The sequence below is a fragment of the Pseudomonas sp. LBUM1668 genome, from assembly GCF_059695715.1.
On record NZ_CP166787.1, the window covers coordinates 5,903,807 to 5,925,286 of the forward strand.

At 59.9% G+C, this 21,480-nt stretch carries 20 protein-coding genes; 7 read left to right on the forward strand and 13 right to left on the reverse strand.

The features are described 5' to 3' along the window. The first annotated feature begins 134 nt into the window (after positions 1 to 134). Both ACA061_RS26710 and ubiA read left to right on the forward strand, forming a co-directional pair. Positions 135 to 695, forward strand: coding sequence for a chorismate--pyruvate lyase family protein (locus tag ACA061_RS26710; RefSeq protein ID WP_210553332.1), 561 nt, complete (start codon positions 135 to 137; stop codon positions 693 to 695). After that, entirely contained in the window at positions 695 to 1,585 is an 891-nt protein-coding gene (gene ubiA, locus ACA061_RS26715) for a 4-hydroxybenzoate octaprenyltransferase (protein ID WP_210623216.1), read from the forward strand. Before ACA061_RS26710 ends, ubiA begins: the two co-directional genes overlap by 1 nt. 110 nt (positions 1,586 to 1,695) lie before the next feature. Here the strand turns inward: ubiA and ACA061_RS26720 are convergent, their stop codons facing one another. After that, positions 1,696 to 2,082: a COG4315 family predicted lipoprotein gene (locus ACA061_RS26720; RefSeq protein ID WP_150688302.1), complete on the reverse strand. Its 387-nt coding sequence runs from the start codon at positions 2,080 to 2,082 to the stop codon at positions 1,696 to 1,698. A 151-nt stretch (positions 2,083 to 2,233) separates the two neighbouring features. Between ACA061_RS26720 and phoB the strand changes: the two genes are divergently transcribed. The 3 genes from phoB (at position 2,234) to ACA061_RS26735 (ending at position 5,810) form a co-directional block, all read left to right on the forward strand. Then, positions 2,234 to 2,923 carry a phosphate regulon transcriptional regulator PhoB gene (phoB, locus tag ACA061_RS26725; RefSeq protein WP_007896474.1) on the forward strand — a complete coding sequence of 230 codons (690 nt, stop codon included), beginning with the start codon at positions 2,234 to 2,236 and terminating at the stop codon, positions 2,921 to 2,923. A 137-nt stretch (positions 2,924 to 3,060) separates the two neighbouring features. After that, positions 3,061 to 4,347 carry a phosphate regulon sensor histidine kinase PhoR gene (gene phoR / locus ACA061_RS26730; protein WP_215731844.1) on the forward strand — a complete coding sequence of 429 codons (1,287 nt, stop codon included), beginning with the start codon at positions 3,061 to 3,063 and terminating at the stop codon, positions 4,345 to 4,347. Between the two features lie 122 nt (positions 4,348 to 4,469). Beyond that, positions 4,470 to 5,810 carry a hemolysin family protein gene (locus ACA061_RS26735; RefSeq protein WP_150593411.1) on the forward strand — a complete coding sequence of 447 codons (1,341 nt, stop codon included), beginning with the start codon at positions 4,470 to 4,472 and terminating at the stop codon, positions 5,808 to 5,810. 187 nt (positions 5,811 to 5,997) lie between these two features. On the opposite strand, the gene ACA061_RS26740 is transcribed toward ACA061_RS26735, so the two are convergent. The 8 genes from ACA061_RS26740 to ACA061_RS26775 all read right to left on the reverse strand — a co-directional run bounded on the left by ACA061_RS26740 (position 5,998) and on the right by ACA061_RS26775 (position 16,841). After that, a complete protein-coding gene (locus tag ACA061_RS26740) occupies positions 5,998 to 6,894 on the reverse strand; it encodes a peptidoglycan DD-metalloendopeptidase family protein (protein ID WP_150604674.1) in 897 nt (298 codons plus the stop codon). A 185-nt stretch (positions 6,895 to 7,079) separates the two neighbouring features. Next, positions 7,080 to 8,039 (reverse strand): response regulator, encoded by a 960-nt coding sequence (locus ACA061_RS26745; RefSeq protein ID WP_150616908.1) that lies wholly within the window; start codon positions 8,037 to 8,039, stop codon positions 7,080 to 7,082. A gap of 176 nt (positions 8,040 to 8,215) precedes the next feature. Continuing rightward, positions 8,216 to 8,977 carry a phosphate signaling complex protein PhoU gene (gene phoU, locus ACA061_RS26750; protein WP_042561816.1) on the reverse strand — a complete coding sequence of 254 codons (762 nt, stop codon included), beginning with the start codon at positions 8,975 to 8,977 and terminating at the stop codon, positions 8,216 to 8,218. A gap of 71 nt (positions 8,978 to 9,048) precedes the next feature. After that, positions 9,049 to 9,882 carry a phosphate ABC transporter ATP-binding protein PstB gene (gene pstB / locus ACA061_RS26755; protein ID WP_093429626.1) on the reverse strand — a complete coding sequence of 278 codons (834 nt, stop codon included), beginning with the start codon at positions 9,880 to 9,882 and terminating at the stop codon, positions 9,049 to 9,051. Between the two features lie 183 nt (positions 9,883 to 10,065). Beyond that, positions 10,066 to 11,736, reverse strand: coding sequence for a phosphate ABC transporter permease PstA (gene pstA, locus ACA061_RS26760; RefSeq protein WP_150603585.1), 1,671 nt, complete (start codon positions 11,734 to 11,736; stop codon positions 10,066 to 10,068). A 16-nt stretch (positions 11,737 to 11,752) separates the two neighbouring features. Further along, a complete protein-coding gene (locus ACA061_RS26765) occupies positions 11,753 to 13,786 on the reverse strand; it encodes an ABC transporter permease subunit (RefSeq protein WP_210700803.1) in 2,034 nt (677 codons plus the stop codon). Between the two features lie 523 nt (positions 13,787 to 14,309). Then, positions 14,310 to 15,308, reverse strand: a complete 999-nt coding sequence (locus tag ACA061_RS26770; protein ID WP_042561820.1) for a phosphate ABC transporter substrate-binding protein PstS — start codon at positions 15,306 to 15,308, stop codon at positions 14,310 to 14,312. A 234-nt stretch (positions 15,309 to 15,542) separates the two neighbouring features. Continuing rightward, the gene (locus ACA061_RS26775; RefSeq protein WP_150603587.1) at positions 15,543 to 16,841 is read right to left on the reverse strand and encodes an MFS transporter; all 1,299 of its coding nucleotides are present in this window, start codon (positions 16,839 to 16,841) and stop codon (positions 15,543 to 15,545) included. A 374-nt stretch (positions 16,842 to 17,215) separates the two neighbouring features. Between ACA061_RS26775 and ACA061_RS26780 the strand changes: the two genes are divergently transcribed. Continuing rightward, positions 17,216 to 17,620 (forward strand): acyl-CoA thioesterase, encoded by a 405-nt coding sequence (locus ACA061_RS26780; protein ID WP_003229628.1) that lies wholly within the window; start codon positions 17,216 to 17,218, stop codon positions 17,618 to 17,620. 58 nt (positions 17,621 to 17,678) lie between these two features. Beyond that, on the forward strand, positions 17,679 to 18,578 hold the full coding sequence (locus ACA061_RS26785) for a D-hexose-6-phosphate mutarotase (protein ID WP_224450879.1): 900 nt from the start codon (positions 17,679 to 17,681) through the stop codon (positions 18,576 to 18,578). Between the two features lie 83 nt (positions 18,579 to 18,661). Here ACA061_RS26785 and ACA061_RS26790 read toward each other — a convergent pair whose 3' ends face one another. The 4 genes from ACA061_RS26790 to purE all read right to left on the reverse strand — a co-directional run bounded on the left by ACA061_RS26790 (position 18,662) and on the right by purE (position 21,228). Continuing rightward, positions 18,662 to 19,198, reverse strand: coding sequence for a DUF3299 domain-containing protein (locus tag ACA061_RS26790; RefSeq protein WP_150603589.1), 537 nt, complete (start codon positions 19,196 to 19,198; stop codon positions 18,662 to 18,664). Between the two features lie 87 nt (positions 19,199 to 19,285). Beyond that, entirely contained in the window at positions 19,286 to 19,531 is a 246-nt protein-coding gene (locus ACA061_RS26795) for a GlsB/YeaQ/YmgE family stress response membrane protein (protein ID WP_016772475.1), read from the reverse strand. Positions 19,532 to 19,643: 112 nt separating this feature from the next. Next, a complete protein-coding gene (locus tag ACA061_RS26800) occupies positions 19,644 to 20,726 on the reverse strand; it encodes a 5-(carboxyamino)imidazole ribonucleotide synthase (RefSeq protein WP_210553323.1) in 1,083 nt (360 codons plus the stop codon). Positions 20,727 to 20,736: 10 nt separating this feature from the next. Continuing rightward, positions 20,737 to 21,228 carry a 5-(carboxyamino)imidazole ribonucleotide mutase gene (gene purE / locus ACA061_RS26805; RefSeq protein WP_007954291.1) on the reverse strand — a complete coding sequence of 164 codons (492 nt, stop codon included), beginning with the start codon at positions 21,226 to 21,228 and terminating at the stop codon, positions 20,737 to 20,739. Between the last annotated feature and the right edge of the window lie 252 nt (positions 21,229 to 21,480).

The window sequence follows — 21,480 nt, forward strand, 5'->3', positions numbered from 1 at the left end:
CGGCTCAGGGCGTTTTGTACTGATGGTGCCGGACAGATGCAAGCCTGTTCGGCGCAACGGCGACCCGGATCAATCAATATCGGTGCCCGCCATGGTAAGCTCGGCGCCTCATTTGCGGCCAATAATGACTCATTGTGCAACAGACAAACTCCTCCCCCGCCCCGCTCTGGCTGCCCCAAAGCCGACTGACGCCCCTCCCCGATTCATCGACCCTGGACTGGCTGTTCGACGAAGGTTCGCTGACCCGCCGCCTGACCCGTTTGTCCAACGATGGCTTCAGCGTCACGCCGCTTTTCGAAGGCTGGGACACCTTGCGTGTCGACGAATGTGCCGCGCTGGATCTGGCAGAAGGCAGCGAAGGCTGGGTGCGCGAGGTGTATTTGCGCGGCCATGGCCAGGCGTGGGTGTTCGCCCGCAGCGTGGCATCGCGCAGTGCATTGCAGGGCGACGGTTTGCACATGGATGAGTTGGGCAGCCGCTCCCTGGGCGAACTGCTGTTTTGCGACCAGGCCTTCCGGCGCCGCGCCATCGAAGTCTGTCACTACCCGGAGCAGTGGCTGCCGCCCGCCGCCCAGGCGCCCGAGTTGTGGGGCCGTCGTTCGCGTTTCGACCGTGGCGCATTGAGCGTGCTGGTTGCGGAAATCTTCTTGCCGAGCCTGTGGGACGCCGCCCGCGCCCATCCGGAGAACTGCTGATGTACCAGAGCCTGCTCAAGTCCCTGAACCGTTTGAACCCGCGCGCCTGGGATTTCATTCAGTTGACGCGCATGGACAAGCCGATCGGCATTTATCTGCTGCTGTGGCCAACCTTGTGGGCGTTGTGGATCGCCGGCAAGGGTTCGCCGTCGCTGGCCAACGTGGTGATTTTCGTCCTCGGTGTGGTGCTGACCCGCGCCGGTGGCTGCGTGATCAATGACTGGGCCGATCGCAAGGTCGACGGCCACGTCAAACGCACCGCGCAACGGCCTCTGGCAGCCGGCAGGATCAGCTCAAAAGAGGCGCTGGTGTTCTTTGCGCTGCTGATGGGCGTGAGTTTCCTGCTGGTGCTCTGCACCAATGCCCCGACAATCTGGTTGTCGCTGGGCGGTCTGGCGCTGGCCTTCACCTATCCGTTCATGAAGCGCTACACCTATTACCCGCAAGTGGTACTGGGTGCGGCGTTTTCCTGGGGTATGCCGATGGCATTCACCGCAGAAACCGGCGAGTTGCCAGCGGCGGCGTGGCTGCTGTGGATCGCCAATCTGCTGTGGACGGTGGGTTACGACACCTATTACGCGATGACCGACCGCGATGACGACCTCAAAATCGGCGTGAAATCCACGGCGATTCTGTTCGGCGAGGCGGACCGGGTGATCATCCTGACCTTGCAGGCGTTGTCGCTGGGATGCCTGTTACTGGCCGGGTCGAAATTTGAGCTGGGGATCTGGTTTCAGCTCGGTCTGCTGGTGGCCGCCGGCTGTTACGCCTGGGAGTTCTGGTACACCCGCAACAAGGACCGGATGCGCTGCTTCCAGGCGTTTTTGCACAACCACTGGGCCGGGCTGGCGATTTTTGTCGGGATCGTGCTGGATTACGCGTTGCGTTGAGCCACAGACCCAGTGGGAGCGAGCCAGCTCGATAGCGGTGGATCAGTTCACAAATATTCTGACTGACACGACGCTTTCGCGAGCAGGCTCGCTCCCACAGGGAATCGCGGTTATTTCTGCGATTCGCGAACGACGTGCCAGACGCTTTTCATCTTGTCGCCTGTCATGTCTCCAGGCTTCTCGTCCTTCATGAAGGTGTACAGCGGTTTGCCATCGTAGGCGTACTGCATCATGCCGTCATCGCGCTTGATGACACTCCATTTACCGTCAGCCTTGGCGTCCGCCGGCGCCATCAATGGTGGCCAGTTCTTGGCGCAGTCGTCGTTGCACATCGACTTGCCGCCAGCGTCCTTGTCGAACGTGTAAAGCGTCATGCCTTTGTGGTCGACCATCATGCCGTCTTTCATCATGGCCGGATCGGCAGCCATCGCCAGTCCAGGCAGAGTCAGGGCGGCAGCCATCAGCAAAGCTTTGAAGGAAACAGTCATTTGAGTCATGGAAACCTTCTTTTGTGGTTGTCAGGATTCGGACTTAGAGCTTAGTTGAGGATCCGCATAATCGCCCCCGAGCTAAAATACTGTCACACGACTGCAATAATTCCGTTATCTAATGCGGCGCAAGACAGTTAAATGACAAGAGGATTAAGGCATGGTTGGCAGGAGCATTCTGATCGTCGACGACGAAGCGCCGATTCGCGAAATGATCGCCGTGGCGTTGGAAATGGCCGGCTATGACTGCCTCGAGGCAGAGAACTCGCAGCAGGCGCACGCCATCATCGTCGACCGCAAGCCGGACCTGATCCTGCTCGACTGGATGTTGCCCGGCACATCCGGCATTGAGTTGGCCCGACGTCTGAAGCGTGATGAACTGACCGGGGACATCCCGATCATCATGCTCACCGCCAAGGGCGAAGAGGACAACAAGATCCAGGGTCTTGAAGTCGGCGCCGATGATTACATCACCAAACCATTTTCCCCACGCGAACTGGTCGCACGCCTCAAGGCCGTGCTGCGCCGCGCCGGCCCGACCGATGGCGAAGCGCCAATCGAAGTCGGTGGCCTGCTGCTCGACCCGATCAGCCACCGCGTGACCATCGACGGCAAACCGGCCGAGATGGGCCCGACCGAGTACCGTCTGCTGCAATTCTTCATGACCCACCAGGAACGCGCCTACACTCGCGGCCAGTTGCTGGATCAGGTCTGGGGCGGCAACGTCTATGTTGAAGAGCGCACGGTCGACGTGCACATCCGACGACTGCGCAAGGCCCTCGGCGACGCTTACGAAAATCTGGTACAAACCGTGCGCGGCACCGGCTACCGGTTCTCCACAAAAGCATAAAAACAGCTGCAAGCTTCTAGCTACAAGCGGCAAGAAACAGCGAGCCGCTCTGACTTGTAGCTTGCAGCTTGAAACTTGACGCTGCGGCTAAGGACGCCCCCGTGAATCAAAACTGGCATGGCACCCTGATTCGCCACATGCTGCTGCTGGTCACCGCCTGCCTGGTGATCGGTCTGATCAGCGGCTATTACGGCTGGAGCCTCGCGGCGGGACTGGGTATTTACCTGGCCTGGACACTCAAGCAATTGCTGCGTCTGCACGAGTGGCTGCGCCTGCACCAACCTGATGAAGCACCGCCCGACGGTTACGGTCTGTGGGGCGAGGTGTTCGACAGCATCTATCACCTGCAGCGCCGCGACCAACGAGTGCGCGGGCGTCTGCAAGCGGTGATCGACCGGGTCCAGGAGTCCACCGCTGCGCTGAAAGACGCGGTCATCATGCTCGACAGCGATGGCAACCTCGAATGGTGGAACCGCGCCGCCGAAACCCTGCTCGGGCTCAAGACCCCACAGGACAGCGGCCAACCGGTGACCAATCTGGTGCGCCATCCGCGCTTCAAGGAATACTTCGAGCAAGACAGCTATTCCGAGCCGCTGGAAATCCCCTCGCCGACCAATGATCGCGTGCGCATTCAGCTGTACCTGACCCGCTACGGCAACAACGAACACTTGATGCTGGTGCGCGACGTCACGCGCATTCATCAGCTGGAACAGATGCGCAAAGACTTCATCGCCAACGTCTCCCACGAATTGCGCACGCCGCTGACGGTAATCTGCGGCTATCTGGAAACCCTGCTCGACAACGTCGAAGAAGTGAACCCGCGCTGGAGCCGTGCCCTGCAGCAGATGCAACAACAGGGCGGGCGCATGCAGACGCTGCTCAACGATTTGTTGCTGCTGGCGAAGCTGGAAGCCACCGATTACCCGTCCGACAACCAACCGATTCAGATCGACACGCTGTTGCAATCGATTACGAGCGATGCGCAGCAATTGTCCGGCTCGAAAAACCAGCGCATCACTCTGGAGGCCGACAGCAGCCTGTTGCTCAAGGGCAGCGAGGCGGAACTGCGCAGCGCGTTTTCCAATCTGGTGTTCAACGCAGTGAAGTACACCCCGGCCGAGGGCAATATCCGCATTCGCTGGTGGGGCGACGAGCAAGGCGCACACCTGAGCGTGCAGGATTCGGGGATCGGCATCGACAGCAAACACCTGCCGCGCCTGACCGAACGCTTCTACCGTGTCGACTCCAGCCGCAACTCCAACACCGGTGGCACCGGGCTCGGTCTGGCCATCGTCAAACACGTGTTGCTGCGCCACCGCGCACGCATGGAGATCAGCAGCGTGCCCGGCCACGGCAGCACGTTCACCTGCCATTTCGCCCCGGCTCAGGTCGCTTACGCACGGGCGATCAGCGCCGCCGAGTGATACCGGCCGGCACGCGCCACTAGGCAATCGCCAAGTCAGCCGCTACATTGGCTGACTTGTGCCTGCCTTTCAGGTGCGGCTTTTATCTCTTTTGAATCACACGGAACCCGCAAAACTCCATCATGGACCCTTCCCCTGGCTTGTCCCTCGCAACAATATTCGCCGATTTCGGCATGATCCTTTTTGCTCTGATCCTGGTTTTGCTCAACGGCTTTTTCGTTGCGGCAGAATTCGCCATGGTCAAACTGCGCTCGACCCGGGTCGAGGCCATCGCTGACAAGAACGGCTGGCGCGGGCACATCCTGCGCACCGTACACAGTCAGCTCGATGCGTACCTTTCGGCGTGTCAGCTCGGTATCACCCTCGCCTCGCTTGGTCTGGGCTGGGTGGGTGAGCCCGCGTTTGCGCACATTCTCGAGCCGCTGCTGGAAAGCGTTGGCGTGCAGTCGCCGGAAGTGATCAAAGGCGTGTCGTTCTTCGCCGCGTTCTTCGTCATTTCGTATCTGCACATTGTGGTTGGTGAGCTGGCGCCCAAATCGTGGGCGATCCGCAAACCCGAGCTGCTGTCGCTGTGGACGGCGGTGCCGCTGTACCTGTTCTACTGGGCGATGTACCCGGCGATCTACCTGCTCAACGCCAGCGCCAACGCGATTCTGCGTATCGCCGGCCAGGGTGAACCCGGCCCGCACCATGAACACCATTACAGCCGCGAAGAACTGAAACTGATCCTGCACTCCAGCCGTGGCCAGGATCCCAGCGACCAGGGCATGCGCGTTTTGGCCTCGGCGGTGGAGATGGGCGAACTGGAAGTGGTCGACTGGGCCAACTCCCGCGAAGACCTGATCACGCTGGAATTCAACGCGCCGCTGAAAGAAATCCTGGCGATGTTCCGTCGCCACAAGTTCAGCCGTTATCCGGTATACGACAGCGAGCGCCAGGAGTTCGTCGGCCTGCTGCACATCAAGGATCTGCTGCTGGAGCTGGCAGCACTGGATCACATTCCCGAGTCGTTCAACCTGGCTGAACTGACCCGCCCGCTGGAGCGCGTGTCGCGGCACATGCCGCTGTCGCAGCTGCTGGAGCAGTTCCGCAAGGGCGGCTCGCACTTCGCCGTGGTCGAGGAGGCTGACGGCAACATCATCGGCTACCTGACCATGGAAGACGTGCTGGAAGTGCTGGTCGGCGATATTCAGGACGAACACCGCAAGGCTGAGCGCGGCATCCTCGCCTATCAGCCGGGCAAGCTGCTGGTGCGCGGCGACACGCCATTGTTCAAGGTTGAACGCCTGCTGGGGATCGACCTGGACCACATCGAAGCCGAAACCCTCGCTGGCCTGGTCTATGAAACCCTGAAACGGGTGCCGGAAGAGGAAGAAGTGCTGGAAGTCGAAGGCTTGCGGATCATCATCAAGAAGATGAAAGGGCCGAAGATTGTGCTGGCGAAGGTGTTGATGCTGGATTAATGGGAGTTTGGGGGGCTCTTGTGGCGAGGGGATTTATCCCCGATGGGCTGCGAAGCGGCCCCAAACCCTGCAACTCTGTACTTACTGACTGCATTGAATGGTTCTGGGACGGCTACGCCGTCCATCGGGGATAAATCCCCTCGCCACAGAATCCCTCGCCACAAAAACCCTCAACACCCTATCGCGCCTACTGCTTGCCCAACGCAAAGTTGGGCAACGCCCCCAGCGGCTGGTTGAACTGATACGGAATCGACACCAGCCCCGCGCCGCTGTTGCGCTGCACCACAAAGTGCAGGTGCGGGCCACTGCTGTTGCCGGTGTTGCCCGACAGCGCCAACGGACTACCTACTTTCACCCGCTGCCCTTCGCGCACACTCACCGAACCTTGCTTGAGATGCAGGTACACGCCCATCGTGCCGTCGTCGTGCAGCACCCGCACGAAATTGCCGGATGCATCATTGCCGCGCCCGCTCTGCGAATTCTCGGTCTTTACCACCACGCCGGCCCGCGCCGCGATGATCGGCGTGCCGACCGGCATGGCGATGTCCATCGCATATTTGTTCTTCGGCCCATAGTGGCTGTATTGGCCGTTGGCACCCTGACTCAAGCGGAACGGTCCACCACGCCACGGCAGCGGATAACGATAGCCCTGGGCCGCTCCTGAAGGATCGCCGAGGGAATAGTGAAACTGCGGCGAATACACCAATGGCTGGCCGCCGGACACCGCTTTGAGCAACGCCAACCGCGTATTGCTGCGCGCCGGCAACACCCGGCGAATGGTTTGAGTCGGCGCGCCACGCACGTTGCTCAGGCCTGTGAACGCCAGCGCTATCTCAACCGGCGCATACAGGTCGTTGCGCACGAACACCACGTCGACGCCCTTCTGTTTCTTGATGTCGAGGTAGACCTGGCGCTCGAGGCGCTCGACCATTCGGTCCTGAAACACGAACACCTTCGCACCTTTGCTCGGACGGTCGCTGTACGAGACCACGCCGTTGGCATCGGTGGATTTGTAGATGGTCATCGCCACAGCCAGGTTGGAGGCCATGACCAAACCACAGAAAAACAGCAGGCGCGCGAGCATGGGCAAGAGTCTGTCGAAGTAAGGCCTGGGAAAGAGCCTAGCAGGTGAGACAGACCAGGGTAGTCGAGAGATGTTTCAAATTTGGCACAGCCCAAAGCAAAAGATCGCAGCCTTCGGCAGCTCCTACATTGGAATGTGATCCCTGTAGGAGCTGCCGCAGGCTGCGATCTTTCGGGGCGCCCCGCTTACGCGCCGGGTACGAAGTGCTTCTGCGCCGTGCCGCGGGCGATCAGGCGGGAGATGTAGTCGAGTTTCTGCGCGTCCTGGTCGACGAAGCGGAACGTCAGTTGCAGCCAGTCGCTGTCAGGTTTCTGCTCAAACGCGACGATGGCGTGGAGATAACCATTGAGGCGGGCGATTTCGGCGTTGTCTCCCTGCTCCAGGTCGAGCACAGCGCTGTCGAGGATCTGCGGCAGGGTGTCGGTGCGTTTCACCACCAGCAGCGCTTCCTTGATGCTCAGGGCCTTGATCACGCATTGCTGCGTGCCGCTCGGCAGGCGCAATTGGCCCTGACCGCGACCGCTGGCAGGCGAAGACGCAGCCACAGGCGCCTTGACCGGTGGGCTGTTGAGCAGGCCACGCGACGCGGCCGCCGCCGGTGCAGGCGCCGCGGCGACGGGTTTGGCAAACGGGTTTACCGCCGCCGCAGCCGGGGCACCGCCACCAATTACCGCTGCTTTACCGCCGGTCAGGGCACTCAGGGAGTCATTGCCGAACGCCGAGTTCATCTTGGTCGGTGCGCTGTTCATCAGGGTGTCGAGCTTGCCGACCTTGTTCAGCGCCTGCTTGACCTTGGTCAGCAGTTGTTCGTTGGTGAACGGCTTGCTGACATAGCCGGAAACGCCGGCCTGGATCGCCTGCACGACGTTTTCCTTGTCGCCACGGCTGGTGACCATGACAAACGGCATGGTCTTGAGATTGTCCTGCTCGCGGCACCAGGTCAGCAGTTCCAGACCCGACATTTCCGGCATTTCCCAGTCGCACAGGACCAGGTCGAAAGCTTCACGGGCCAGCATGGCCTGGGCCTTCTTGCCGTTGATGGCGTCCTCGGTGCGGATCCCCGGGAAGTAATTACGCAGGCACTTTTTCACCAGGTCACGAATGAACGAAGCGTCGTCCACAACCAACACACTGATCTTGCTCATCCAACACCCCTATTAAAATCCCGGCAAGCATAACGCTGGCTGATGGCACATTGCCAAAACTCTTCAGTCACGCCGGGACTTTTCGTTCGCGGGTGCTGCTTTTTAATTCGATTGATTCAAAAGCACCGGAAACAAAAACGCCCGGCCAAAGGGCCGGGCGCTTTTCTCAGGCAATCTTACTTATCGTCAGCAACGCCCGGAACATTAGCGGTTTCGCCGCTTGTGCCTTGAACTTCTTCCTTCATGCGCTTGAGGCCCATGTGGCGCACGTCGGTGCCGCGCACCAGATAGATCACCAACTCGGAGATATTGCGCGCGTGGTCGCCGATGCGCTCCAGCGAACGCAGCACCCAGATGATGCTCAAGACGCGCGAGATAGAGCGCGGGTCTTCCATCATGTAGGTCGCCAGTTCACGCAGGGCAGTCTTGTACTCGCGGTCGATGATTTTGTCGTATTGCGCCACCGACAAGGCCAGATCGGCGTCGAAACGGGCAAACGCGTCCAGCGCATCGCGAACCATGTTGCGCACCTGGTCGCCAATGTGGCGAACCTCGACGTAACCGCGCGGGGCTTCGCCTTCTTCGCACAGTTGAATGGCACGGCGGGCGATCTTGGTGGCTTCGTCGCCGATACGCTCCAGGTCGATCACCGACTTGGAGATGCTGATGATCAGACGCAGGTCGGACGCCGCCGGCTGACGACGGGCCAGAATGCGCAGGCACTCTTCGTCGATGTTGCGTTCCATCTGGTTGATCTGGTCGTCGATCTCGCGCACCTGCTGAGCCAGGCCGGAGTCGGCCTCGATCAATGCCGTGACCGCGTCGTTGACCTGCTTCTCGACCAGCCCGCCCATGGCCAGGAGGTGGCTGCGCACTTCCTCAAGCTCGGCATTGAACTGCGCGGAAATGTGATGGGTAAGGCCTTCTTTACTAATCATGTTGGCGTCCTTGGAGCGTCCGGTAAGGTGCGGCGGGCCGCAGCGTCAATTCTGTGAGTAACCCGCAACTGTCAGCCGTAACGACCGGTGATGTAGTCTTCGGTCTGCTTCTTGGCCGGATTGGTGAACAGCGTATCGGTATCGCCAAATTCCACCAGTTTGCCCATGTACATGAACGCCGTGTAGTCGGACACCCGCGCGGCTTGCTGCATGTTGTGGGTCACGATGACGATGGTGAACTTGGACTTCAGTTCGTAGATCAGCTCTTCGACTTTCAGCGTCGAGATCGGGTCGAGTGCCGAGCACGGCTCGTCGAGCAGCAGGACTTCTGGCTCCACGGCGATGGTGCGCGCGATTACCAGACGTTGCTGCTGACCACCGGACAGACCCAGTGCCGACTCGTGCAGACGATCTTTGACTTCGTCCCACAGCGCCGCGCCTTTCAGTGCCCACTCAACGGCTTCGTCGAGGACGCGCTTCTTGTTGATGCCCTGGATGCGCAGACCGTAAACCACGTTTTCGTAGATGGTTTTCGGGAACGGGTTCGGCTTCTGGAACACCATGCCGACGCGACGACGCAGTTCGGCCACATCTTCGCCCTTGCGATAGATGTTGTTGCCGTACAGGTTGATCGCGCCTTCGACACGGCAGCCGTCAACCAGATCGTTCATGCGGTTGAAGGTGCGCAGCAGCGTGGACTTGCCGCAGCCGGACGGGCCGATGAACGCGGTCACGCGCTGTTTCGGAATGTTCATGCTGACGTCGAACAGTGCTTGCTTCTCGCCGTAGTACAGGCTCAGGCCCGGCACTTCGATGGCAACGGTTTCCTGCTCGAGGTTCAGGCTCTGCTTGTCGCGACCCAAGGCAGACATGTTGATGCCGTGGGTATGGGTTTCGTGCTGCATGGGATATCCCCTGTGCTAACAAATTCGGTTCTATGAACCACTGGCATAGCCAATGGGTTACTCAAAATCTATGGCTGCGCCGATCCTTGTGGGAGCTGGCTTGCCAGCGATGCAGGCAACTCGGTCTGCCAGTTACACCCTGGTGTTGCCATCGCTGGCAAGCCAGCTCCCACAGGATTTGTATTAACTATCCAGTGCTTTGTATTTTTCGCGCAGGTGGTTACGGATATACACCGCCGACAGGTTCAACGTCGCGATCACCAACACCAGCAACAGCGCCGTGGCGTACACCAGCGGTCGTGCCGCTTCGACGTTCGGGCTCTGGAAGCCGACGTCATAGATGTGGAAGCCCAGGTGCATGATCTTCTGGTCCAGGTGCAGGTACGGGTAGTTGCCATCCACCGGCAGCGACGGCGCCAGTTTCACCACACCCACCAGCATCAGCGGCGCTACTTCACCGGCGGCACGGGCCACCGCGAGGATCATGCCGGTCATCATCGCCGGACTGGCCATAGGGATGACGATCTTCCACAAGGTCTCAGCCTTGGTCGCGCCGAGGGCCAACGAGCCTTCACGCACGGTGCGAGGAATCCGCGCCAGGCCTTCTTCAGTGGCCACGATCACCACTGGCACCGCCAGCAGCGCCAGCGTCAGCGAAGCCCAGAGCAGACCCGGCGTACCGAAGGTCGGTGCCGGCAACGCTTCCGGGAAGAACAAGCGGTCAACCGAACCACCCAACACGTAAACGAAGAAGCCCAGGCCAAACACGCCGTAAACGATTGCCGGAACACCCGCGAGGTTGTTCACTGCGATCCGGATGATCCGCGTCAGGGTGTTCTGCTTGGCGTATTCACGCAGGTACACCGCTGCCAGAACGCCGAACGGCGTCACGATCATCGCCATGATCAGCGTCATCATCACGGTGCCGAAAATCGCCGGGAAGATCCCGCCCTCGGTGTTCGCTTCACGCGGGTCGTCCGACAGGAATTCCCAGATCTTGCTGAAGTAGAAGCCGATCTTGGTCATCGTGCCCATGGCGTTCGGCTGGTAGGCGTGAACCACTTTGCCCAGATCGATTTGAATCTCTTTGCCGTTGGCATCGCGAGCGGTCAAAGCGTCGCGGTTGAATTGCGCATGCAGATCAGCCAGACGCGCTTCGATGTCCTGATAGCGGGCATTGAGTTCGGCGCGCTCGGACTCCATGTCAGCTTGCGCGGCGGCGTCGAATTTGCCTTCAAGCTCCAGTTTGCGACTGTGCAGACGGATGCGCTCCAGTCCTGCGTTGATCGCGCCGATGTCGGTTTTTTCCAGCGATTTCAGTTGCGCGGCCAGACCATTGACGCGGTCGATCCGCGCTTGCAGTTCAGGCCAGGCCGCTTCACCTTCGGCGATGACCTTGCCGTCCTGTTTGACGTTGACCAGGTAGCCGTAGAAATTGCCCCACTCACGACGTTCGATCGCCATCAGCTCCGGCGGCGTCTTCTGGTTGGTCAGCCACTCGCCGACGATCCAGGTGAAGTCGTTGCCGTTCAGGTCACGGTTGCCGACCTTGATCAGCTCGCGGGTCATGAATTCCGGGCCAGCGTCTGGCACCGGCAAACCGGCGCTCTTCAGACGGGCGCGGGGCACTTCTTCTTTCTGCACCACTTCGCCGACCACCAGGTGCTGGGCCTGGCCGGGCACGTCGTAGCTGGCGTGGATCAGATCCGCCGGCCAGAAGTGACCCAGACCGCGCACGGCAATCACCGCCAGCAGGCCAATGGTCATGATGACCGCGATGGACACCGCGCCACCGCTGATCCAGACGCCTGGGGCGCCGCTCTTGAACCATCCTTTCAGGGAGTTCTGTTTCACAGACTTCTACCTTTGCTTAAAGCGACGAGTATTTCTTGCGCAGACGCTGACGAATCAGTTCTGCCAGGGTGTTCATGACGAAGGTGAACAACAGCAGCACCAGCGCCGAGAGGAACAGCACGCGGTAGTGGCTGCCGCCGACTTCCGACTCGGGCATTTCCACTGCGACGTTGGCGGCCAGGGTGCGCAGGCCTTCGAACAGGTTCATTTCCATGACCGGGGTGTTACCGGTGGCCATCAGCACGATCATCGTTTCACCGACCGCACGGCCCATGCCGATCATCAGTGCCGAGAAGATGCCCGGGCTGGCGGTGAGGATCACCACGCGAGTCATGGTCTGCCACGGCGTGGCACCGAGGGCCAGCGAACCGAGGGTCAGACCACGAGGCACGCTGAACACGGCGTCTTCGGCGATCGAGTAGATGTTCGGGATCACCGCAAAACCCATGGCCAGGCCGACTACCAGAGCGTTGCGCTGGTCGTAGGTGATGCCCAGATCGTGGGAGATCCACATGCGCATGTCGCCGCCGAAGAACCAGTTCTCCATGAACGGGCTCATGTACAGCGACAGCCAGCCCACAAACAGGATCACCGGAATCAGCAGCGCACTTTCCCAGCCATCCGGAACTCTCAGACGGATCGACTCAGGCAGACGGCTGAAGGTGAAACCGGCGACCAGAATGCCGATCGGCAGCAACATCAACAGGCTGAAGATGCCCGGCAAATGTCCTTCCACATAAGGGGCGAGGAACAGACCGGCGAAGAAACCGAGGATCACCGTCGGCATCGCTTCCATCAGTTCGATCACCGGTTTGACCTTGCGGCGCATGCCCGGGGCCATGAAGTACGCGGTGTAGATCGCGGCGGCAACGGCAAGCGGCGCAGCCAGCAGCATCGCGTAGAACGCGGCTTTCAGGGTGCCGAAGGTCAGTGGCGAGAGGCTCAGTTTCGGTTCGAAATCGGTGTTGGCCGCAGTCGATTGCCAGACATATTTAGGCTCGTCGTAGTTCTCGTACCAGACCTTGCTCCACAGCGCGCTCCAGGACACTTCCGGGTGCGGGTTATCAAGCAGCAGCGGTTGCAGCTTGCCGCCGGCCTCGACGATCACGCGGTTGGCACGCGGCGACAGACCGAACAGGCCTTGGCCTTCAACAACCTGATCGACCAGCAAGGTACGGTGCGCGGTGCTGTGGAACACGCCGAGCTTGCCGTCGGCATCCAGCGCCAGGAAGCCTTTGCGGCGCTCTTCGGCGGTGATCTCAATGATTGGCGCCTTGCCCATCTGGAACGTACGAATCTGCTTCAGGCGCTGCTCGCCATCGGGGTCGCGAGCCATGAACCACTGGGCCAGACCACCTTTGGAGTCACCGATGATCAGCGAGATACCGCCAACCAGTTGCGTGGTTGCGGTGACTTCGGCGTCAGCATTTTCGAGCAATTTGTAACGACCGTTAAGGCTCTTGTCGCGCAGGCTGAACACGTCGGCCTGAGCACGACCGTTGACCACATACAGCCACTGCTGGCGCGGGTCGACGAAGATGTTTTTCACCGGCTCGGTCATCTGCGGCAGATCAATACGCTTCTGCTCGTTGGTGACTTCGCCAGTCATCATGTTTTCTTCGCTGGTCAGCGACAACACATTGAGTTGCGAACCGGTCGAGCCCACCAGCATCAGGGTCGAATCAGTGGCATTGAGGCTGACGTGCTCCAGCGCACCACCGCTTTCGTTCAACGCGATCGGCGTGTTGCCGTACGGGTATTCGATAGCCGGGGTGATGGTTTTCTTGCTGTCGGGGTAGCTGACTTTATAGGTGTGACGGAACACCAGCGCCTGACCGTTGGACAAACCCACGGCCACCAGCGGATGACCTGGCTGGTCTTCTCCAATGGAAGTCACGGTTGCGCCCGCCGGCAATGGCAGGTCGACGCGCGTCAGTTCAGCACCGCTGTCGAGATCGAAGAACAGCGCCTGGCCCTTGTCGGAAACGCGCATGGCCACCTGATTCTGCTCTTCGAGCGAAATCATCAGCGGCTTGCCGGCGTCCTGCATCCAGGCCGGGGTGATGGCATCTTTCGCGGTCAGGTCGGCACCCTTGAAGAGCGGCGCGACGACATAGGCGAGGAAGAAAAAGATCAGGGTAATGGCTGCCAGCACCGCCAGGCCGCCAACGAGGACGTACCAGCGAGTGAAGCGATCCTTGAGCGCGCGAATGCGGCGCTTGCGTTGCAGCTCAGGCGTATTGAAGTCAATGCGCTTGGGAGGATTAGTAGTCATTTGGGAATTGGCCAGATCATTCATGCGCTCACCCTAGCGATCCTGTATGACAGAAAGATGACAATGCAGTGACGCAGCAAATCCACCGCCAGCGGGTACTGGAGGAGGATCAAGGAATTCGAAAGGTTTCAGCCCTTTTGGGACCCGCTTGAAACCTGTGCAGGAGCTGCCGAGGGAACCGAGGCTGCGATCTTTTGATCTTGCGATCAGAGGCCAGATCAAAAGATCGCAGCCTCGTTTCACTCGACAGCTCCTACAGGGTTCCTGCAGGTCCGGGGGTTAGCCCGGACCTAAGGTGTTACTTCTTGGCGACAGCGCCGCCTTCCTGCAGACCCAGGTCAGCCAGTGCTTTTGCAGCAACCTTGGCTGGCAACGGGATGTAGCCGTCTTTCACAACCACTTCCTGACCCTGTTTGGACAGAATCAGTTTCACGAACTCGGCTTCCAGCGGGGCCAGAGGCTTGTTCGGGGCTTTGTTGACGTAAACGTAGAGGAAGCGCGACAGCGGGTACTTGCCGTTCAGGGCGTTTTCTTCGGTGTCTTCGATGAAATCGGTGCTGCCTTTCTTGGCCAGAGCTACCGTTTTCACGCTTGCGGTCTTGTAGCCGATACCCGAGTAACCAACGCCGTTCAGCGAGGAGCTGATCGACTGAACGACCGAAGCCGAACCAGGTTGTTCGTTGACGTTTGGCTTGAAGTCGCCTTTGCACAAGGCTTCTTCTTTGAAGTAGCCGTAGGTGCCCGATACCGAGTTACGACCGAACAGCTGAACCGGCTTGTTGGCCAGGTCGCCGGTCACACCCAGGTCGCCCCAGGTTTTCACGTCGGTTTTAGCACCGCACAGGCGAGTGGACGAGAAGATCGCGTCGACTTGCTCCATGGTCAGACCCTTGATCGGGTTGTCCTTGTGTACGAATACAGCCAGGGCGTCCACGGCAACCGGGATAGCGGTTGGCTTGTAGCCATATTTGGTTTCGAAGGCTTGCAGCTCGTTGTCCTTCATCTTGCGGCTCATCGGGCCCAGGTTAGCGGTGCCTTCAGTCAGCGCAGGTGGCGCGGTCGAAGAACCGGCGGCCTGAATCTGGATGTTTACGTTCGGGTATTCTTTTTTGTAGTTCTCAGCCCAGAGGGTCATGAGGTTGGCCAGGGTATCGGAGCCGACGCTGGACAGGTTGCCCGACACACCAGTGGTCTTGGTGTAGCTCGGGATAGCAGGGTCAACAGCGGCAACCGCGTTGGCAGTCGCAACGCCAGCAGCGACAAAAGTCATTGCCGCCATCAAACGCTTCAGTTTCATGCCTTACTCCTAGCAGATAGGGTGTGTTAAGTCGGGGCCAAGTATCAGCAGGCCGTGTGAACACTCTATGGCTGAAATATGACAATTGGATGAAAGGCCAGCATTCGGGTTTTACAAGATGATTCGAGTGACCCCAATCGCGAGCAGGCTCACTCCTACACTTGAAATGCATTCCAAATGTAGGAGTGAGCCTGCTCGCGATGGCGTCGGTACAGCTACAGATAATGTTGAGGATCAGCGCCCCTTCTTCCAGAGCCACGCGCCAACCAGAATCCCCATCGCGCAGAGCACTGCCACATAGTAAGCAGGCCCCATCGGGCTTTCTTTAAGCAGCAGGCTGACGATCATTGGCGTCAGGCCACCGAAGATTGCGTACGCCACGTTGTACGAGAACGACAACCCGCTGAAACGCACCACTGGCGGGAACGCCTTGACCATCACGTACGGTACCGCACCGATGGTGCCGACCAGCAAACCGGTCAGGGCATACAGCGGGAACAGCCAGTTCGGGTGATCGGCGAGGCTGTGATAGAAGGTCCACGAACTGATCAACAGGCCCAGGCAACCGAACACGAATACGCGGCCAGCGCCAAAGCGATCGGCCAGCGCGCCGGAAATAATGCAGCCAAAGCTCAGGAACACAATCGCCAGGCTGTTGGATTGCAGCGCCGTGGTTGGCGAGAAGTGATAGACCGTTTGCAACACGGTCGGGGTCATCAGGATCACCACAACAATGCCGGCAGACAGCAGCCAGGTCAGCAGCATCGAGATCGCAATCGCCCCGCGATGATCACGCAGCACCGCGCGCAGCGGTACTTCTTCGGCCAGCGCCTTGCGCAATTGCAGCTCTGCGAACACCGGGGTTTCGTGCAGCCAGCGGCGCAGGTAAACCGAGAACAGACCAAACACGCCGCCAAGCAGGAACGGAATCCGCCAGGCGTAATCGGAAACTTCGGTCGGCGTATAGATGCTGTTGATCGCCGTGGCGACCAGCGAGCCGAGCAGGATACCGGCGGTCAGGCCGCTGGTGAGCGTGCCACAGGCGTAACCCATATGCTTTTGCGGCACATGTTCGGAAACGAAGACCCACGCCCCCGGCACTTCACCACCGATCGCCGCGCCTTGAATCACGCGCATCAATAGAAGAAGGATCGGCGCCCACATGCCGATCTGCGCATACGTCGGCAGCAAACCCATGATCAGGGTCGGCACGGCCATCATGAAGATGCTCAAGGTGAACATCTTCTTGCGCCCCAGCAGGTCGCCGAAGTGCGCCATGACGATGCCGCCCAGCGGCCGCGCGAGATAACCGGCGGCGAAGATGCCGAAGGTCTGCATCATGCGCAGCCACTCGGGCATGTCGGCCGGGAAGAACAGTTTGCCGACTACGGTGGCGAAGAATACGAAGATGATGAAATCGTAGAATTCCAGCGCGCCACCGAGGGCGGACAGCGACAGAGTCTTGTAGTCATTGCGGGTCAACGGTCGTGCGGGTTGCTCGGGCTGCGCGAGGCTCGAAGGCGCTGTGGTCATGGCAAGGGCTTCTCTTATAGTCGGATCTGCCGCCACAACAACGCTGGCGGTGGCTTGGGCAGGTTCGGCACCATAGCAAATTGTTCGAAAAAGCACATAGAGCCGCGTATTTGACAGTCGAAATCAGAACCGGACGGTCGTCGTGGAGTCTACCGACCGATATACTCGCAAACTTGCCCCGGTTTGTAGGGGGTTGCTGTGCGAAAACGTTGTTGGCCCGCCCTTTGATCGGCGCAGCCGGTTTCGCAGAGTTTCCCTTTAGTTGCTTACGGAAAACGTGACGAACGTAGTATGTTCGGTGCTGAATCGTTTTTCCCGAAGACGGCTACCACCAGCAGCACACACGAAGAGTCACGGGTCAGAGGCCCCCCGGCATGATAGAACTCGAACAAGAAGATCCGATCCCGCAAGGCGACCTGGCCCTGCAAATCACCGCGCTTCCGCGCGAAACCAACGGCTTTGGCGATATTTTCGGCGGCTGGCTGGTAGCGCAGATGGATTTGGCCGGCACCGCGATGGCCAGCCGTGTTGCCGGTGGCCGCGTGGCCACTGTCGCCATCGACCGTATGGCGTTTCTGGTACCTGTGGCGGTCGGCGCGCAATTGTCCTTTTACACCCAGACCCTGGAAATCGGTCGCAGCTCGATCCAGATGATGGTCGAGGTGTGGAGCGACGATCCGCTGTCCAGCGAATGGCGCAAGGTGACCGAAGCGGTATTCGTCTTCGTCGCCATCGACGGCAGCGGCCGCACTCGTTCAGTGCCGCCACGCGCACGTTAAACCTCGCGGCCGTTTTGCGGTCGATAGTCGTCCCAAGTGTCTGATCGAGAGCTGTCCCATGACCACGCCCAACGTTGAAGCCGTGAAACTGGATGAACTGAACTGCTGGCGCATCCGCCACGGTCAGGCCGAAGTGCTGGTCGCTCAGCAAGGCGCGCACATTCTCAGTTACCAGATCGACGGCCAGCCGCCGATCATCTGGCTCAACGACAAGGCCGAGTTCAAGACTGGCAAGAGCATCCGCGCCGGTGTGCCGGTGTGCTGGCCGTGGTTCGGCAAGTTCGAACGCAATCCGCAGAGCGTGCAGGCGATGTACACCGGTGAGCAGCCGGCACCTGCGCACGGTCTGGTGCGGGCGATGGATTGGGAGTTGGGCGGGATCGAAGCCGAGAGCAACGGGATCAAGGTCGAGTTCAAGTTGCCCTATCCCGAAGGTGGCCTGCCGGGCTGGCCCCATCAGGTGGATCTGACCCTGACCCTGCATCTGTCGGATCAGCTGCAATTCAGCCTGACCAGCCATAACCGTGGCAGTGACACCGTCAGCCTGAGTCAGGCGCTGCATACCTATTTTGCTGTCAGCGATGTGCGCAATGTGCATGTCGACGGCGTGAAGGGGCTGGATTACATCGAGACGCTGGACGACTGGAAAACCCACAACCAGCAAGGTGATCTGCATTTTGCCGGTGAGACTGACCGCATCTATCTCGATGCTCCGCCACAGCTGAGCATCGTCGACCCGACGTGGGAACGGCGCATCGTGCTGACCGCCACCGGCTCACGCACTGCCGTGATCTGGAACCCGTGGATCGACCGTGCTGCGGCGCTTAGCGATATGGATAACGATGGCTGGCAGCGCATGCTGTGCATCGAGACGGCGAATGTGATGGATGACATCGTCACGCTCGCGCCGGGGGCGAGTCATACCATGGGCGTCAGCGTCGCCAGCAAACCGCTTTAAGATCAAAAGATCGCAGCCTTCGGCAGCTCCTACAGGGAAATGCATTCCAATGTAGGAGCTGCCGAAGGCTGCGATCTTTTGCTTTAGAGATCAGATTCCTGCACCACCCGCACCTTGTCCGCCTCCAGCGCATACGCCGCATCGGCCAGATCATTGCTGACCTTCTCGACCTTCAACGTGCCGGTCACCCACAGCGGCGTGTAGATGTCGTCCAGCTTCAGACCCTTCGGATATCGCACCAGCACCAGTTGATTCGGCGGCGGTGGCGGCACGTGGATGCAAGCGCCCGGGTACGGCACGAGGAAGAACAGTGTGCTGCGACCCTTGGCGTCGGATTCCAGCGGCACCGGATAACCACCGATGCGGATGTGTTTGTCATTCATCGACGCTACGGTTTTGCTCGAATACATCACCGCCGGCAGACCTTTGGCCTGCTTCATGCCGCCCTTCTCGGTGAAGGTGCCGATGGCTTCCGGGGAGTTGTGATCGATTTCAGGCATGGCCTCGAGGGCCTTTTGATCCGACTTGGGCATCAGGTCGAGCCAGTCGGTTTCCGGCAGTTCGCCGGCGTGGGCCAAACCGCTGCCCAGTAAGAGGAGAGTCAACAGAAGACGGCGCATGAATGTGCTCGGTAAAAAAGGATGATAAATCGCCGAGCATTCTAGCCCTCCCCGCCGCGCTGGCGGAGAGGACTTCGTCGCTTTGAATCAGTTCTTTTTGATCAGGCCGTAGATCACCAGCAAAACGACTGCGCCAACCAGTGCGCCGAGGAAGCCAGCGCCCTCGCCCGCCTGATAAATGCCCAGAGCCTGGCCGCCGTAAGTGGCCGCCAGCGAACCGCCGATACCGAGCAGGATGGTCATGATCCAGCCCATGCTGTCATCGCCCGGTTTCAGGAACCGAGCCAGCAGGCCGACGATCAAGCCGATAAAGATGGTTCCGATAATTCCCATGGCATTTCCCTCTGTGTGAATTGGCTATGCCAAAGCCTAGACAGACTTTGGCATCCTGCCATCAGAGAACGGCGGCCCCTGAATGGTTCCGCCGCTGCCACATGAAACTGTTTTACTCGGCAATCAGCGCCTGGACCTTGACGATCTGCGCCTGGAGCGTGGCCTTGTCGGCGCAACGCAGGTTGGCGTGACCGACCTTGCGTCCGGCCTTGAAGGCTTTGCCGTAGTGATGCAAATGGCAATCTTCGATGGCGATGACTTTCTCGACCGGTGGGACAACGCCGATAAAGTTGAGCATCGCGCTCTCGCCGACCTTGGCCGTTGAACCCAGCGGCAGACCGGCAACGGCCCGCAGATGGTTTTCGAACTGGCTGCACTCGGCGCCTTCGGTGGTCCAGTGCCCGGAGTTGTGCACGCGCGGGGCGATTTCGTTGGCCTTGAGGCCGCCGTCGACTTCAAAGAACTCGAACGCCATCACACCGACATAATCCAGCTGCTTGAGCACACGGCTGGAATAGTCTTCGGCCAACGCCTGCAACGGGTGATCAGTGCTGGCAACCGACAGCTTGAGGATGCCGCTGTCGTGGGTGTTGTGCACCAACGGGTAGAACTTCGTTTCACCATCGCGAGCGCGCACGGCGATCAGCGAGACTTCACCGGTGAACGGCACGAAGCCTTCCAGCAAGCAGGCAACGCTGCCGAGTTCGGCGAAGGTGCCAACCACATCTTCAGGCGTGCGCAGGACTTTCTGACCCTTGCCGTCATAACCCAGCGTGCGGGTTTTCAGCACGGCCGGCAGACCGATTGCAGCCACGGCAGCATCCAGATCGGCTTGTGACTGAATGTCGGCGAAGGCCGGGGTCGGAATCCCCAGATCCTTGAACATGCTCTTTTCGAACCAGCGGTCGCGAGCGATGCGCAGGGCTTCGGCGCTCGGATAGACCGGCACGAATTGCGAGAGAAACGCTACGGTTTCAGCCGGGACACTTTCAAATTCGAAGGTCACCAGATCGACTTCATCGGCCAGTTGGCGCAGATGATCCTGATCGCCGTAATCGGCCCGCAGGTGTTCGCCCAGCGCAGCGGCGCAAGCGTCCGGCGCAGGATCGAGGAAAGCGAAGTTCATGCCCAGCGGGGTGCCCGCCAGGGCCAACATGCGACCCAACTGGCCGCCACCGATTACACCGATCTTCATCTCAACAACCTCAGGCAATACGTGGGTCTGGATTGTCCAGGACGCTGTCTGTCTGCTCGGCACGGAAGGTTTTCAGCACCGCGTGGAACTGTGGATGCTTGGCGCCGAGGATGCTCGCCGAGAGCAGCGCTGCGTTGATCGCGCCAGCCTTGCCGATGGCCAGAGTCGCGACCGGAATGCCGGCCGGCATTTGCACGATCGACAGCAGCGAATCGACGCCCGAGAGCATTGCCGATTGCACGGGAACACCCAGCACTGGCAGGTGGGTCTTGGCCGCACACATGCCTGGCAAGTGGGCTGCGCCACCGGCACCGGCGATAATCACCTCGATGCCGCGGCCTTCAGCCTCTTCGGCGTACTGGAACAGCAGATCCGGGGTACGGTGCGCAGAAACCACCTTGACCTCGTACGGGATGCCGAGCTTTTCCAGCATATCGGCGGTGTGGCTAAGGGTGGACCAATCGGACTTGGAGCCCATGATCACGCCAACCAGTGCACTCATCGTCGCGCCTCTTCTCTCTGGGCGCCCGCAGGCGCGTCAAAAACAACAAACCACGCAGGTTGCGTGGCTTGATTGTACGAAAAATGGCCGGTCGTACCGGCCAAAGGCCGCGCAGTATACCGCAATGAAAGTAATAAACAGCCCCCTGCGCGACCATCTGTCATCTGCCGCAAAAGCCCGGTTTTATTGACCTGAAGGTCAGCCAAAAAGATCAAAAGATCGCAGCCTTCGGCAGCTCCTACAGGGGAACGC

Coding starts and splice junctions, on each gene's coding strand:
- ACA061_RS26765 (WP_210700803.1), bottom strand. CDS start 13,786: ATGCAGGACGCCGGCAAGCCGCTGATGATTTCGCTCGAAGAGCAGAAT.
- phoR (WP_215731844.1), top strand. CDS start 3,061: ATGCTGCTGCTGGTCACCGCCTGCCTGGTGATCGGTCTGATCAGCGGC.
- ACA061_RS26800 (WP_210553323.1), bottom strand. CDS start 20,726: ATGAAGATCGGTGTAATCGGTGGCGGCCAGTTGGGTCGCATGTTGGCC.
- ACA061_RS26740 (WP_150604674.1), bottom strand. CDS start 6,894: ATGCTCGCGCGCCTGCTGTTTTTCTGTGGTTTGGTCATGGCCTCCAAC.
- ACA061_RS26780 (WP_003229628.1), top strand. CDS start 17,216: ATGATAGAACTCGAACAAGAAGATCCGATCCCGCAAGGCGACCTGGCC.
- ACA061_RS26745 (WP_150616908.1), bottom strand. CDS start 8,039: ATGAGCAAGATCAGTGTGTTGGTTGTGGACGACGCTTCGTTCATTCGT.
- ACA061_RS26720 (WP_150688302.1), bottom strand. CDS start 2,082: ATGACTCAAATGACTGTTTCCTTCAAAGCTTTGCTGATGGCTGCCGCC.
- ACA061_RS26795 (WP_016772475.1), bottom strand. CDS start 19,531: ATGGGAATTATCGGAACCATCTTTATCGGCTTGATCGTCGGCCTGCTG.
- ACA061_RS26790 (WP_150603589.1), bottom strand. CDS start 19,198: ATGCGCCGTCTTCTGTTGACTCTCCTCTTACTGGGCAGCGGTTTGGCC.
- phoB (WP_007896474.1), top strand. CDS start 2,234: ATGGTTGGCAGGAGCATTCTGATCGTCGACGACGAAGCGCCGATTCGC.
- ubiA (WP_210623216.1), top strand. CDS start 695: ATGTACCAGAGCCTGCTCAAGTCCCTGAACCGTTTGAACCCGCGCGCC.
- ACA061_RS26785 (WP_224450879.1), top strand. CDS start 17,679: ATGACCACGCCCAACGTTGAAGCCGTGAAACTGGATGAACTGAACTGC.
- ACA061_RS26735 (WP_150593411.1), top strand. CDS start 4,470: ATGGACCCTTCCCCTGGCTTGTCCCTCGCAACAATATTCGCCGATTTC.
- phoU (WP_042561816.1), bottom strand. CDS start 8,977: ATGATTAGTAAAGAAGGCCTTACCCATCACATTTCCGCGCAGTTCAAT.
- ACA061_RS26770 (WP_042561820.1), bottom strand. CDS start 15,308: ATGAAACTGAAGCGTTTGATGGCGGCAATGACTTTTGTCGCTGCTGGC.
- pstB (WP_093429626.1), bottom strand. CDS start 9,882: ATGCAGCACGAAACCCATACCCACGGCATCAACATGTCTGCCTTGGGT.
- ACA061_RS26775 (WP_150603587.1), bottom strand. CDS start 16,841: ATGACCACAGCGCCTTCGAGCCTCGCGCAGCCCGAGCAACCCGCACGA.
- purE (WP_007954291.1), bottom strand. CDS start 21,228: ATGAGTGCACTGGTTGGCGTGATCATGGGCTCCAAGTCCGATTGGTCC.